Source organism: Micromonospora sp. NPDC047753 (assembly GCF_040642735.1).
Taxonomy (GTDB): domain Bacteria; phylum Actinomycetota; class Actinomycetes; order Mycobacteriales; family Micromonosporaceae; genus Micromonospora.
Genome location: NZ_JBEYSL010000152.1, coordinates 1 through 13,688, shown reverse-complemented (window position 1 = coordinate 13,688; position 13,688 = coordinate 1). Strand labels below are relative to the sequence as shown.

General features: G+C 70.3%; 14 protein-coding genes. 4 read left to right on the top strand and 10 right to left on the bottom strand.

Annotated features, from left to right (window positions below):
* Positions 1–48 precede the first annotated feature (48 nt).
* Genes ABZ749_RS15365 through ABZ749_RS15355 form a run of 3 tightly spaced genes read right to left on the bottom strand, consistent with a single transcriptional unit; the run spans position 49 to position 2,055 of the window.
* Complete coding sequence (locus ABZ749_RS15365; RefSeq protein ID WP_030337500.1) at positions 49–411, bottom strand: PH domain-containing protein; 363 nt, start codon at positions 409–411, stop codon at positions 49–51.
* A gap of 10 nt (positions 412–421) precedes the next feature.
* On the bottom strand, positions 422–1,174 hold the full coding sequence (locus ABZ749_RS15360; protein ID WP_357227952.1) for a class I SAM-dependent methyltransferase: 753 nt from the start codon (positions 1,172–1,174) through the stop codon (positions 422–424).
* Positions 1,171–2,055 carry a LysR family transcriptional regulator gene (locus tag ABZ749_RS15355; RefSeq protein ID WP_357227949.1) on the bottom strand — a complete coding sequence of 295 codons (885 nt, stop codon included), beginning with the start codon at positions 2,053–2,055 and terminating at the stop codon, positions 1,171–1,173. Before ABZ749_RS15355 ends, ABZ749_RS15360 begins: the two co-directional genes overlap by 4 nt.
* Positions 2,056–2,169: 114 nt before the next feature.
* On the opposite strand from ABZ749_RS15355, the gene ABZ749_RS15350 reads away from it, so the two are divergent.
* Complete coding sequence (locus ABZ749_RS15350) at positions 2,170–2,619, top strand: VOC family protein (protein WP_357227946.1); 450 nt, start codon at positions 2,170–2,172, stop codon at positions 2,617–2,619.
* Here the strand turns inward: ABZ749_RS15350 and ABZ749_RS15345 are convergent.
* Entirely contained in the window at positions 2,606–2,914 is a 309-nt protein-coding gene (locus tag ABZ749_RS15345; protein ID WP_112604995.1) for a 4a-hydroxytetrahydrobiopterin dehydratase, read from the bottom strand. The two genes, ABZ749_RS15350 and ABZ749_RS15345, sit on opposite strands and share 14 nt — an antisense overlap.
* A gap of 183 nt (positions 2,915–3,097) precedes the next feature.
* Between ABZ749_RS15345 and ABZ749_RS15340 the strand changes: the two genes are divergently transcribed.
* A complete protein-coding gene (locus tag ABZ749_RS15340) occupies positions 3,098–3,544 on the top strand; it encodes a (deoxy)nucleoside triphosphate pyrophosphohydrolase (RefSeq protein WP_357227944.1) in 447 nt (148 codons plus the stop codon).
* Between the two features lie 151 nt (positions 3,545–3,695).
* Here ABZ749_RS15340 and ABZ749_RS15335 read toward each other — a convergent pair whose 3' ends face one another.
* The 6 genes from ABZ749_RS15335 to ABZ749_RS15310 form a co-directional block, all read right to left on the bottom strand.
* Entirely contained in the window at positions 3,696–4,760 is a 1,065-nt protein-coding gene (locus ABZ749_RS15335) for a succinate dehydrogenase/fumarate reductase iron-sulfur subunit (protein ID WP_357227941.1), read from the bottom strand.
* Positions 4,757–6,685, bottom strand: a complete 1,929-nt coding sequence (locus ABZ749_RS15330; RefSeq protein WP_357207963.1) for a fumarate reductase/succinate dehydrogenase flavoprotein subunit — start codon at positions 6,683–6,685, stop codon at positions 4,757–4,759. The genes ABZ749_RS15335 and ABZ749_RS15330 overlap by 4 nt, the downstream gene beginning before the upstream one ends.
* Before the next feature lie 12 nt (positions 6,686–6,697).
* On the bottom strand, positions 6,698–7,504 hold the full coding sequence (locus ABZ749_RS15325; RefSeq protein WP_124859396.1) for a hypothetical protein: 807 nt from the start codon (positions 7,502–7,504) through the stop codon (positions 6,698–6,700).
* A 246-nt stretch (positions 7,505–7,750) separates the two neighbouring features.
* On the bottom strand, positions 7,751–9,133 hold the full coding sequence (locus ABZ749_RS15320) for a metallopeptidase TldD-related protein (RefSeq protein ID WP_357227958.1): 1,383 nt from the start codon (positions 9,131–9,133) through the stop codon (positions 7,751–7,753).
* 82 nt (positions 9,134–9,215) lie between these two features.
* Positions 9,216–10,652 carry a TldD/PmbA family protein gene (locus tag ABZ749_RS15315; RefSeq protein WP_357227938.1) on the bottom strand — a complete coding sequence of 479 codons (1,437 nt, stop codon included), beginning with the start codon at positions 10,650–10,652 and terminating at the stop codon, positions 9,216–9,218.
* Between the two features lie 32 nt (positions 10,653–10,684).
* A complete protein-coding gene (locus tag ABZ749_RS15310; protein ID WP_357227935.1) occupies positions 10,685–11,233 on the bottom strand; it encodes a Uma2 family endonuclease in 549 nt (182 codons plus the stop codon).
* Between the two features lie 277 nt (positions 11,234–11,510).
* Between ABZ749_RS15310 and ABZ749_RS15305 the strand changes: the two genes are divergently transcribed.
* Together ABZ749_RS15305 and ABZ749_RS15300 are read left to right on the top strand one after the other, a co-directional pair.
* On the top strand, positions 11,511–12,566 hold the full coding sequence (locus tag ABZ749_RS15305; protein WP_357227955.1) for an ABC transporter ATP-binding protein: 1,056 nt from the start codon (positions 11,511–11,513) through the stop codon (positions 12,564–12,566).
* A 55-nt stretch (positions 12,567–12,621) separates the two neighbouring features.
* On the top strand, positions 12,622–13,688 hold a 1,067-nt coding region (locus ABZ749_RS15300; RefSeq protein WP_357227933.1), incomplete at its 3' end, for a dipeptide ABC transporter ATP-binding protein.

Sequence of the window (13,688 nt, the reverse complement as noted above, 5' to 3'; positions counted from 1 at the left end):
GGCCCGGCAAGGCAATTACGCCAGCCGGGCCCACGACGCGACGTGTGGTCAGGAGATGTGGTGCAGGATCACGTTGTGCACGTGGTGGCTCTTCTGCGCGCCACGGAACTCCACCTCGTAGGTGTGCGTACCGACGTGGATGGCGATGGCGCCGGTGGAAAAGAACGAGCCACCCCACGACTTGTTGCTGACCACGCTCACGCTGGTGATCTTCGAGTACGGGATGCTCGTGATCGCGAACCGCTTGCCGACGAACGAGCGGTCCTGGATGATCACGCGCCGGTCGGTCAGCCCGATGAACCCGGTACCGGTGCCGACGGCGTCGTAGACGGCGATGATCTGCTCGCCTTCGAGGAGGCCACTCTCGATCTGCTGGACCTGCTCCTTGCGGTCGTACGCGATGTTCGCCATGTGCCCCAGGTTAGGAAACCGACGCCAACGCGCCCACCCGGGCGACGACCACGAACTCGCCGTCACCGAGCCCGACGGGCTCGCCGTGCCAGCCCCCGTGAACCCGGTCCACGATGAAGCCCGCCCTGGTCAACGAGGCGCGCAACTCGGCCTCGGTGCGGAAGCGCAGGGTCGCCGAGCTGAGCAGTTCTTCCCCGTCGTCGAAGTGGTAGTGGTGGGTGAAGTCGACCACTCCGTCGCGTACCCCGGTGACCTTGGTCCACGCGCGGACCTCGCCGTCGGGCAGCGTGACCACCCGCTGCGAATCCACCGGGTTCCACCGCTCCCAGCGACGGTCCGCCGGGTCGCGGGCGTCGAACACCAGCCGGCCGCCGGGCACGAGCGCCCGGGCCAGGTCGGCGAGGGTACGCGCCCACTCCGCATCGTCCACGAAGAACTGCGCGACGTGGCTGGTCAGCACCGCCACGTCGAACGCCCGCTCCGGCAGTAGCGCCGAGGTGCCCTCGATCCAGGTCACCCGATCGCCACCCGGCCTGGCGCGAGCGGCGGCCAGGGACGCGCCGGCCGGGTCCACCCCGGTGACGGTGTGGCCGGCGGTGGCGAGGGCAACGGTCAGCCGGCCGGTGCCGCAGCCGAGGTCGAGCACCCGGACGGCCGGGGTCTCGTCGACCACCGTCCGGAAGAAGTCGTCGTCCGGCCCCCACCGGCACTCGGCGTCGTACACCTGGACCAGCCGGTGGTGGCGGAACTCGGCGTGCCTCACCGGGGGTTCGCGTCGGTCGCGGCACGGACGAACTCGCGTACCCGGGTGGTGGTGTTGCTGGGCAGCCAGACCGGCCCTCGTTCGATCGGTGGCGCGTCGTGGATGGGCACATACGCCACGTCGGGGCGCGGGTAGTAGCGCCTCGTGTGCTCGCCCACCGGCAGGACTCCCCGGCCCAGCGCGACCAGGGACAGCATCTCGGAGAACGTGTTCCCGGCGGGCCCCCTCGGCACCGCCCGTCCGGACGGGGTGCGCTCCGGGGTGCGGTCCCGCTTGAACTCCACCGAGGTCACTGTCGGGTACTGCACCACGGGGTGGTCGGCGAGCACCTCCACCGACACCGACCGTTCCCGGCTGAGCGGGTGACCCGCCGCCACCGCGAGCACCCGGTCCTCGCAGAGCAGCGCCGGGCCGGTGGCCATGCCGTCGAACGGGTACGAGGCGATCAACACGTCCGTCGAGCCGTCGAGCAGCCCGGACCGGGTGGTGGACAACTGCGCCTCGTGCATTTCCACCCGACAGTCGGGGTGCCGTTCACCGAACAGGGCCACCGCCCGGAGCAGTACCGGCGCGGTCCACTCGCCGAGGAACGCCACCCGCAGCGTCCCGGTCACGCCTCGGGCGGCGTCGGCCGCGCGGCGGACGGCCTCGTCCATGCCTGCCACCAGCGGGGCCAACTCGTCGGCCAACTGTCGGCCGATCGGGGTGAGCCGGACGACCCGACTGGTGCGGGCGAACAGCGGTGCGCCGATCTGGCGCTCCAGCTTCTTCACGATGTGGCTGACCCGGCCGGTGCTGACGGTCAACCGCTCGGCGGTCCGGCCGAAGTGCAGTTCGTCCGCGAGGGTCAGGAACGTCGCGATCTCGTACCGCTCCAGCACAACAATCCCATCGTTGACCTGTGGGCAACGATCGTAGCGGCATCAGGTCTTGGTCGGCGCTCCTCGTCCGGGGATCGTGAACGCGGCAGCGAAGACCGAACGAAAGGCTCCGACATGAGCATTGACGACTACCCGGCCGGCGTGAGCGCGGTGCGGGTAACCGGTTTCGACCACCTGGTGCTGACCGTCGCCGACGTGGAACGGTCCCTGAGCTTCTACTGCGACGGGCTCGGGCTGGCACCGGTACGGGTCGACGAGTGGCGTGCGGGCACCGTCCCGTTCCCGTCGGTGCGGATCAGCCCCGACAGCATCATCGACCTCGTCCGCGGTGAGCCGCAGGGCGCGAACGTCGACCACTTCTGCCTCGTGGTGGCTCCACTGAACTGGACGCAGGTGATCGAGTCGAAGGTCTTCACAGTGCTGACCGGGCCGGTCAGCCGGTTCGGCGCGCGCGGTTCGGCGACCTCGATCTACGTGCGGGACCCGGACGGCAACTCGGTGGAGCTGCGCTGGTACCCGCAGGACGCCGGGTCGGATGCGGAGACGGTCGTCAGGCCTCGGTGACCGCCCGGTAGGCGTCCTCGATGCGGGCGGCCAACAGCACCTCGCCCTCGGTCAGCGGCTCGCCGCTGCCGTGCCCGACCCGGATCTGGGTGCTGTCGGCCCGGCGGCTGATCTCGGGCCGCAGATGCAGCGCATCCGCGACGACCTTGACCCGTTCAGTTAGTGCGGCGTGTTGGGTATCGTCGATCACGAGCGTCCGTCGGATCTGCTCGCCCTCGCGCGTCCAACCAGATAGCAAGGTCAACGCGTCGGAAAGGTAGTCGTGCTTGGCCCTGCTGTTGAACAGCACGCGCATCACCGCACCCCCCAAGCGCCGTTGCCGGCTTGTGGCCAAATCGTCGCCATCCCGTGTCTTGTCGGTGCCCCCTAGTCTCCCGCTGCTCGGAGGGGGTGTCCACGCCCACACTTCCGTGTCTTGCTGGCCTAGCGGACGGCTACGGTACCCAAACCGCCGATTGATCTGGCACCCTGGACGCCCGTGCGGACCGAACGGGCGAATGATGGCGGGCAGGCCGAACGACGGGACCTGAAGGTGATCGTCGGTGCGGCGATCATCCGGGATGGGCGGGTGCTCGCCTGTGCGCGTTCCGCCCCACCCGAGGTGGCGGGCATGTGGGAGTTTCCGGGCGGAAAGGTCGAGCCGGGGGAGGCCGAAACCGACGCGTTGATCCGGGAGTGCGCCGAGGAACTGGCCGTACGCGTCGAGATCGGCGACCGGGTCGGTCGCAACGTACGGATGGCGCACGGCCGCTCGGTGCTCAAGGTGTACGCGGCCCGCCTGCTCGGCGGCGACCAGCCACAGGCGCTGGAGCACGAGGCGCTCCGCTGGCTCACGGCCGACGAACTGGACTCGGTCACCTGGCTCCCCGCCGACGCCCCCATCGTGGCCGCCCTCCGCCCCCTCCTCCTGCGCAACCCTCGTTGATCATGAAGTTATTGCCATGACACGCCGCGCAGGAGGGCAATAACTTCATGATCACCGGGCCGGGCCGGGCCGGGCCGGGCCGGGGGCCGGGGGCCGGAAAGTGGGACGGGGGCCGTGGCAGCTGCCACGGCCCCCGTTGTTGTTCAGGTGGTCAGTGCTTGTTGTCCTGCTCCGGGTGAGCGAAGTTGAGGTGCTCCGGAGGCAGCGGGAAGGTCACGTCGTCGCCGAACGGAGACGGCGCGGCGGCCCGGTCGAAGGTGAGCTCGGTCAGCGGCAGCTTGCCCCGGTCGTCGACCGCCGGAGCGGTCGGGTGGGGCACCTCCCGGTGCCAGTTGACGCCGCTCTGCGCCTGCGCCTCAGCCTGCGAGTCGTGGGAGCCACCCGCGTGCGAGTGCACCCCACCCCGGGCGGAGCCCGGCGTCGCCGAGCCCGGACGGGCGGTGGTCACGCTGGTCTGGGGCGTCTCGCCCCGACGGAAGATCTTGCTACCAAGCCACACAAGGGGATCGTACCTGCGGTCGACGACCCGTTCCTTCATGGGGATGATCCCGTTGTCAGTGATCTTGATGTGCTCGGGGCAGACCTCGGTGCAGCACTTGGTGATGTTGCAGAAGCCGAGGCCCTGTTCGGCCTGCGCGTACTCCTTGCGGTCGGTCCGGGCGTCCAACGGGTGCATGTCCAGCTCGGCCGCCCGGATGAAGTACCGCGGGCCGGAGAACGCCTGCTTGTTCTCCTCGTGATCGCGGATCACGTGGCAGACCGTCTGGCACAGGAAGCACTCGATGCACTTACGGAACTCCTGCGAGCGCTCCACGTCGACCTGCTGCATCCGGTAGTCGCCCGGAGCCACGTCTGTCGGAGGGGCGAACGCCGGGGTCTCCCGTGCCTTCTCGTAGTTGAACGAGACGTCGGTGACCAGGTCCCGGATGACGGGGAAGGTGCGCAGCGGGGTGACCGTGACGGTCTCGTCGTCGCCGAAGGTCGACATCCGCGTCATGCAACCCAGCCGCGGCTTGCCGTTGATCTCCATCGAGCAGGAGCCGCACTTGCCGGCCTTGCAGTTCCACCGGCAGGCCAGGTCGGGCGCATCGGTGGCCTGCAGACGGTGGATGACGTCGAGGACGACCTCGCCCTCGTTCACCTCCACCATGTAGTCCTGGAGGTCGCCGCCGCTCTCGTCGCCCCGCCAGATCCGGAACTGACGCTTCGCGCTCATCGGTTGTCCGCCTCTCCAGCGTCGTCAACGAGGGCGTCGAAGTCGGCGAGCTCCTCGTCGGTGAGGTACTTGGCCAGCTCGGCCCGGTCGAAGAGGCCGATCAGCTCCGACCGCATCTTCGGCAGCGGCTTGCGGGTCAGCTGCACGGTGTCGCCGTCCAGCGCGCAGACCAGGTTGACCTGCCGCCACTTCGGCTCCATCGTCGGGTAGTCCTCCCGGGTGTGCCCGCCGCGCGACTCCTGCCGCTCCAGCGCCGCCTTCGCGGTGCACTCCGAGACCACCAGCATGTTGCGCAGGTCCAGGGCCAGGTGCCAGCCCGGGTTGTAGCGTCGGCCGCCGGCCGCGCTCACCTTGGCCACCCGCTCACGCAGCTCGGCGAGCCGGACCAGCGCGTCGGCCAGCTCACCCTCCCGGCGGATGATGCCCACCAGATCCCCCATCACCGCCTGGAGGTCCTGCTGAAGGGTGTACGGGTTCTCGCCGGTGTCCCGTTGCAGCGGCGCGAGGGCGGTCTCCACGGCCGCCTCGACCTCGTTCACGGCCACCTTCGGTCGGGCGGTCAGCCCGTCGGCGTAGCTGGCCGCGTGCCCGCCCGCCCGCTTGCCGAAGACCAACAGGTCGGACAGTGAGTTACCACCGAGGCGGTTGGAGCCGTGCATGCCACCGGAGACCTCACCGGCGGCGAACAGCCCGCGTACGTGGCCGAAGGCCGCACCCGAATCCGGGTCGACCTCAACGCCGCCCATCACGTAGTGGCAGGTCGGGCCGACCTCCATCGGTTCGGCCGTGATGTCGACGTCGGCCAGCTCCTTGAACTGGTGGTACATCGACGGCAGCCGGCGGCGGATCTCGTCGGCCGAACGTCGGCTCGCGATGTCCAGGAAGACGCCACCGGCGGGGGAACCCCGGCCGGCCTTGACCTCGCTGTTGATGGCCCGGGCCACCTCGTCGCGCGGCAGCAGCTCCGGCGGGCGCCTGTTGTTGTCCGGGTCGGTGTACCAGCGGTCCGCCTCCTCCTCGGTCTCCGCGTACTGCTTGCGGAAGACGTCGGGGACGTAGTCGAACATGAACCGCTTGCCGTCGGAGTTCTTCAGGACGCCGCCGTCACCGCGCACCGACTCGGTGACCAGGATGCCCTTCACCGAGGGCGGCCAGACCATGCCGGTCGGGTGGAACTGGAGGAACTCCATGTTGATCAGCGTCGCCCCGGCGCGCAGCGCCAGCGCGTGCCCGTCCCCGGTGTACTCCCAGGAGTTCGAGGTGACCTTGTAGGAGCGCCCGACGCCGCCGGTGGCCAGCACGACCGCCGGCGCCTCGAAGAGGATGAACTCGCCCGACTCGCGGTAGTAGCCGAACGCGCCGGCCACCCGGTCACCGTCGAGCAGCAGCTCGGTGATGGTCGTCTCGGAGAACACCCTGATCCGGGCGTCGTACGAGCCGAACTCCCGCTGGTCCTCCTGCTGAAGCGAGACGATCTTCTGCTGGAGGGTGCGGATCAGCTCCAACCCGGTCCGGTCACCAACGTGCGCCAGGCGCGGGTACTCGTGGCCACCGAAGTTGCGCTGCGAGATCTTGCCGTCCTTGGTGCGGTCGAAGAGCGCACCGTACGTCTCCAGCTCCCAGATCCGCTGCGGCGACTCCTTCGCGTGCAGCTCGGCCATCCGGAAGTTGTTGAGGAACTTGCCGCCGCGCATGGTGTCGCGGAAGTGCACCTGCCAGTTGTCCCGGCTGTTCACATTGCCCATCGCGGCGGCGGCGCCGCCCTCGGCCATCACCGTGTGCGCCTTGCCGAACAGCGACTTGGAGATGATCGCGGTCTTCTTGCCGGCCAGCCGGGCCTCGATCGCCGCGCGCAGACCGGCGCCGCCGGCCCCGATGACGACGACGTCGTAGTGGTGTCGTTCGATGCGAGTGGTTGTGGTCATGTCAGGGGCCCTTTAGTTGATGAACCGCAGGTCGGAGAACCAGCCGGCAGCGAGCGCCATGATGTAGAAGTCGGCCAGCGCCAGGGTGCCGAGGGTGATCCAGGCGAGCTGCATGTGCCGGACGTTCAACGCCGAGACGAAGGTCCAGGCCTTGTACCGCACCGGGTGCTTGGAGAAGTGCTTGAGCCGGCCGCCGATGATGTGCCGGCAGGAGTGGCAGGAGATCGTGTACGCCCAGAGCATCACCACGTTGAGCAGCAGGATGATGTTGCCCAGCCCGAAGCCGAAGCCCTTCGGCGAGTGGAAGGCGAGAATCGCGTCCCAGGTGTTGATCAGCGAGATGATCGCGGCGGCGTAGAAGAAGTAGCGGTGCAGGTTCTGCCCGAGCAGCGGGAAACGGGTCTCACCGCCGTACTCCTTGTGCCCGTCCGGGACCGCGCAGGCCGGCGGCGACAGCCAGAACGACCGGTAGTACGCCTTGCGGTAGTAGTAGCAGGTGAGCCGGAACAGCAGCAGGAACGGCAGGGTCAGCGCGGCGTCCGGGATGATCCACCAGCCGGGCAGGAACCGGCCGAAGTGCGAGGCTTCCTCGACACACCGGTCGGTCACGCACGGGGAGTAGAACGGGGTCAGGTAGTGGAACTGGTCCACCCAGTACCACTTGTGCATGAAGACCCGGACCGTCGCGTACGCGACCCAGGCGCTGAGCCCGATCACGGTGATCAGCGGGGCGAACCACCATCGGTCGGTACGCAACGTCTTCGCCGCGATGGCGGCGCGCGCCCGCGCCCCCTTCGGCCTCGTTGCCGTTGAAGTCATTCGAGTCGTCTCCTCGACGGGCCCGTACGGGCGGGCTGGTCTCTCTCCGGTCGGCACGCGGACCGGCGAACCCGCACCCGCTGCCACGTCATGCGCACACCAACGACCACGCCGGATCGACCGACGCAGCTAAGTGACACACGTTACGCCGATCTCCGCGAGCCGTCCGCGCAAGGGAGTGTCCCGTGTGTCTGGCCTGCGGAAAAGCCCCCGGGTACGCAGATTTGCCGCGCCTCGTCGCCACGCTCAGCCGGAGGCACCTCCGGTGAAGTGCCACGACGCCAGCCGCAGCGACGGCGCCGCCCACCAGGCACCGTCCACCCGGTCCGGTTGGCGCACCGCCCGCGCGCCGAGCCCGAGCACCGCCCCCGGCCCGAGCGCCCGCGGGTACGACTCGGTGAACCGCAGGTCACGGACCGCCCGGACGACAGTGCCGTCCTCGATCAGCCAGACGCCGTTGCGGGTCAAGCCGGTGACGACGAGGCTCTTCGGGTCGAGCACCCGGGTGTACCAGAGATCGGTGACCAGCAGCCCTCGGCGTACACCGGCCACCAACGCGGCGGTGTCCGCGTCGCCGACCGCCCCGGCCGCCGCGCCGGTGGTGCTCCGGCCCACTGCACTGGCCGGACCCGCCACCGCGCCGGTCAGCCGCAGGTTGCGGGGCATCGGGCCCCAGGTTGCACCCCCAGCGACCGCGTGCCCGGTGGACTCCGCGCCCGCCTCGGCAGCGGTCCGGCGATCGTGCGCCACCGCACGGGTGGTGCCCGCCTCGACGAGCGTCAGCGCCCGTCGGCCGGTGCCCTCCGCGTCGAACGGCAACCCGGACCCGCCCAGCGGGTCGTCCACCACTGTCACCGCCCTGTCGAACTGGGCCGCGCCCGGCTCGGCGAACGACTGCCGCTCGGCGTACCGCTTGCCGTTGAAGCCGAAGAACGACAGGTTCTGCAGGAGGTCCGCCACCGCGGCCGGCTCGAACACCACCTCGTAGTGCCCCGGCGGCAGCTCGACCGGGTCGGCCGCCGCCCGCACCTTCGCGGCCGCCTGCGCGCCCAACTCGGCGCCGTCGAGGTCGGACAGCCGGTCGGCGCTGCGCCGGGCCACCCCGTCGGCGCCATCGAGGCGGGCGATGCCGTCCATCGCCGCCTCCACCGAGCGGCCGTACGCCGAGTGCCCGGCCGAGTTGGCGAACGCCGACGAGCGGTGCGCGGTGCGGCAGTAACCGGCGGTGCTGAGGCCCCCGGCGGCGGCCACGAACGCCCGCACCCGATCGGCCCGCTGATCCGGCTCAGCGTGCGCGGTGGCCTCGTCGACGGGCGGGGCGTCCGGCGTGGGCATGGGCAGGGTAAGCCCTGGCCAGCCCGGGTCGGGCGGGCAGAGCCGCGCCGCGGCCAGGGTGCGCTCCACCAGACCGGACAACCCGTCGGCGGTGACCACGCTCCCGCCACCGGCAGCCGTCCGACCGTCGACGTGCACCCGGAGCCGGACCCCGACGGTGGACTCGGAGACGTTCTGGTGGATGCCCGAGTTGGCGAACCGGGTCAGCGCCAGGTCCGCCCGCGTCACCACCGCCTCGGCCTGCGCGGCCGGACCGCCAAGACGCCGAACCAGCTCCACCACCTGCCCCGCCAGCTCGACCTCGCTCCTCGCGCTCACGCTGAGCCACCTTTCGTTCGCGACTGCGGGGCTCGCAAACCCGGCTCACTCCTCGCGCTCACGCTGACACCCCCACGCGGACGTTGCGGAACCGGGCCGGCGCGGCCGGGTGGCCGGTGTGCCCGATCTGGCCGGGCTGGCCCTTACCGCAGTTGGGCGTGCCCCAGGAGACCGTCTCGCTGGAGAGCATGTCCATCGAGCGCCAGAACAGGGGGCCGATCCCGGTGTACGTGGGGTTGCGCAGCATCCGCCCCCGCCGCCCCTTCTTGATCTCCCAGCCGACCTCGCACCCGAACTGGAAGTTGAGCCGCTTGTCGTCGATCGACCAGGACCGGTTGAGGTCCATCAACACGCCGTCGTCGGTGGCCGCGATGATCTCCTCCAGCGTGTGCGGGCCGGGTTCCAGGCCGACGTTGGTCATCCGCACCATCGGCAGCCGGGCCCACCCGTCGGCCCGTACGCTGCCGCCGTAGTCGAGGCTGGCCATGGCTGCGGAGTCCCGGCCGGCGAGCACGCCCACCCAGCGGCCGTCCCGGACCGCGTCCCGTTTGACCGCCGGGGAGCCCTCGTCGTCGAAACCGAAGCTGCCCAGCGCACCCGGGATCGTCGGGTCGATGGTGATGTTCATCAGCTCCGAGCCGTAACGCAGCGAGCCGAGCTGGGCCAGGTCCAGCCAGGACGTGCCGGCGAAGGCCGCCTCCCAGCCCAGGATCCGGTCCAGTTCGATGGCGTGACCGACCGACTCGTGGATCTGCAGGGCCAACTGCTCACCGCCGAGGATCAGGTCTGTCTCGCCGGCCGGGCAGGCCGGCGCGGTGAGCAGCGCCCGGGACTCCTCGGCGATCTGCGCGGCGTGCGCGGCCAGGTCCAGCGACTCGACCAGCTCCCACCCGGTGGTGCCGTACTGCCCGCGGTAGCTCGGCCAGGAGCGGCGCTGCGTCTCGCCGTCGCCGATCGAGGTGGCCGAGATGCCGCCGCCGCACTCGCGGATGCGCTGGTCGATCCGGTGGCCCTCGCTGGAGACGAACCACTTCGCGGTGTCCCAGATCTGGTACAGGCCCTCGGCCAGGTCCGCGCCGTGCTCGGCCATCGTGCGGGTCGCGTCGACCAGCAGATCGCCCTTGTCGGACAGCGGCACCCCGAGCGGGTCGATCTGGCAGCCGGAGGCCCAGCTCGCGGTGACAGCCTGGACCGGCATCAGGTCGACCGAAGGGCCCGGCACCCGCGCGCTCGCCATGGCGGTCCGCGTCGCGCGCCGGCCGGCGTCGCGGGCGGCGGCGTCCGACAGATCGGGTACGGCGTGGAAGCCCCAACTCGCCCCGACCAGCGCTCTGACCCCGAGCCCGATGCTCTCGTCCTGGGTCAGTTCCTCCACGTCACCGTTGCGCGCGGTCATCGACTCGTAGCGGCGGTGCATCACCCGGGCGTCGGCGTACCGGGCGCCCGCGTCGAGGGCGGCCTGGACGGCGGCGGCGGCCGCGTCGAACTCGGTCATGGACCGACCCTAGGCCAGCGGACCGACACCCGTCAGGGGAGCAGTTCCTCCGGCCGGATGGTGGCCTTCACCGGCTCAGTCAGCTCCAACACCTCTCCCGGTCTGGTCACGGACTGCTCGGTGTAGTGACCGCCCCGCCGCCGGTACAGATGCACAGTGCCGCTGTCCTGCTCGACCAGGAGATACCACTCGATGCCGGCGGCGGCGTAGTAGTGCATCTTGAGGACTTTGTCGGTGGACGCGTTGCTCGGCGAGATGATTTCGCACACCAGCCGCACGTCACTCGCCTCGACGTTGAGCTCGTCGAAGTCGATCGGGCTGGTGATGACGAGATCGGGGATCGGAATCCGACCCGGCCTGAGCCGGACGTTCACCGCTTCCAGAACGTGCAGGCCGGCTTCGCGAACCGGGCCTCGCAGAATCGCGCGTAGTTCGCCCGAGATGTTTTGGTGCCGGGGGGTGGGGGCTGGGGTCACGTGAAGGCTCCCGTCGAAGAGTTCGACGCGTTGCTGCGTCTCGCCGAGGGCGAGGTACTCCTCTTCGGTCCACGGGCCTTCGTGGTTGAACACCGCCGCGGTCATCGTCACCTCCGCCTCGTGCCACGGGCATCCTCTGCTGGCTGCTCCGCCAATCGTCGCACTTCACGTGCGTCCATGGCCATGAATGGGCGTGGATGGCGAGGTGACGGGGGTGCGGGGCCGATGCCGACTCGTTACGCTCGGGCCCGCTGACACGTGCCGACTTCGTAGCTTATTTTCACCCTCGGGACTTTGCTGTAAGTTCTCTTCGTCACTGAGGGAGGTGGCCGTGGACAGCTCGGAACCCTCGCCGTCCGGGGACCCGGACGACCGTCCCGCCGTGCCGGCGCAGCGCTCCGACCAGGACGCCTACCTGCGGGTGCGTGATCTTCGGGTCCGGTTCGACACCGAGGACGGCGTGGTGCGCGCTGTCGACGGGGTGTCGTTCGCCGTCGAGCGGGGCCGCACCCTCGGCATCGTGGGTGAGTCCGGCTCCGGCAAGAGCGTCACCTCGCTGGCGATTCTCGGCCTGCACGACCCGAAACGGACCACCATCACCGGGGAGATCTCCCTGGGTGGCCGGCAGGTGGTCGGCCTCGCCGACGAGGAGGTACGCCGGCTGCGCGGCCGGGACATGGCGATGATCTTCCAGGATCCACTGTCGGCTCTGCACCCGTACTACACGGTGGGCCGGCAGATCGCCGAGGCGTACCGGGTGCACCACCCGAAGGCCAACCGGCGCGAGGCCCGCCAGCGTGCTGTCGACATGCTGGACCGGGTCGGCATCCCGCAGCCGGCGCGTCGCTTCGACCAGTACGCCCACGAGTTCTCCGGCGGCATGCGCCAGCGGGCGATGATCGCGATGTCCCTGGTCAACGACCCGGCGCTGCTGATCGCCGACGAGCCGACCACCGCGTTGGACGTCACAGTGCAGGCGCAGATCCTGGACCTGCTCGCCGACCTCCAGGCCGAGTTCCACTCCGCGATCATCCTGATCACCCACGACCTCGGCGTGGTCGGCCAGGTCGCCGACGACGTGCTGGTCATGTACGGCGGGCGGGCCGTCGAGCGGGGCAGCGTCGAGCAGGTGCTCCGTGCGCCGCAGCATCCGTACACCTGGGGGTTGCTCTCCAGCGTGCCGTCGCTGCACGGCGACGCGGACGCGGACCTGGTGCCCATCCCCGGCAACCCGCCCAGCCTGATCAACCTGCCGTCGGGCTGCGCGTTCCACCCGCGCTGCCGGTACGCGGACCGCGCCGGCAGCCGCTCCCGCACCGAGGTGCCCGAGCTGCGCCCAGCCGGGGCCGATGGCCACCTGGTCGCCTGTCACCTGAGCGCGGAGGAGCGCGCCGCGTTCTACGCCGAGGACATCGCACGAGTGGGGGTGGCTGTGTGAGGGCGAGGAACGTAGCGCAGCGGAGTACCGCAGTCCCGAACAGAGGACTGTGGAGATGACCGATGAACCACTGCTGCGGGTACGCGGCCTGAGCAAGCACTTCCCGGTACGCCAGGGGCTGCGCTCCACCGGTCTGGTGCGGGCGGTCGACGGGCTCGACTTCGACGTGCGCCCGGGCGAGACGCTCGGCCTGGTGGGGGAGTCGGGCTGCGGCAAGACCACCACCGGTCGGATGCTGGTGCGGCTGCTGGAACCGACGAGCGGCAGCATCGAGTTCGACGGGCGGGACATCACGCACGCCGGCCGCCGGGAGTTGCGCCCGCTGCGCCAGGAACTCCAGATCATCTTCCAGGACCCGTACGCGTCGCTGAACCCCCGGCACACGGTGGGCCGGATCGTGGCGATGCCGCTACAGGTCAACGGAATCAAGCCGCCGGGTGGCATCAAGGCCCGTGTCCAGGAGTTGCTGGAGCTGGTCGGGCTGAACCCGGAGCACTACAACCGGTACCCGCACGAGTTCTCCGGTGGTCAACGCCAGCGCATCGGCATCGCCCGCGCGCTGGCCCTGCGGCCGAAGCTGATCGTCGCTGACGAGCCGGTGAGCGCGCTGGACGTCTCGATCCAGGCGCAGGTCGTCAACCTGCTGCGCGACCTGCAACGCGATCTTGGCCTGGCCTTCGTGTTCATCGCGCACGACCTGGCCGTGGTCCGGCACTTCTGCCAGCGGGTCGCGGTCATGTACCTGGGTCGGATCGTCGAGATCGGCGACCGGGCGGACATCTACGAGCGCCCACAGCACCCGTACACCCGGGCGTTGCTCTCGGCGATCCCGGACGTCACCCAGCTCGGCCCGGCGGGGCGGATCCGGCTGACCGGTGACGTGCCCACCCCGCTGGACCCGCCGTCGGGTTGTCGGTTCCGCACCCGGTGCTGGAAGGCGCAGGACATCTGCGCCACCGAGGAGCCCGCGCTGATCCCGCGTGACGGCGGCAACCAGGCCACCGCGTGTCACTTCCCCGAAGGGGAAGCGGCCAGCACGGGCCCCGAAGGGGAAGCGGCCAGCACGGGCCCCGAAGGGGAAGCGGCCAGCACGGGCCCCGAAGGGGAAGCGGCCAGATCGGA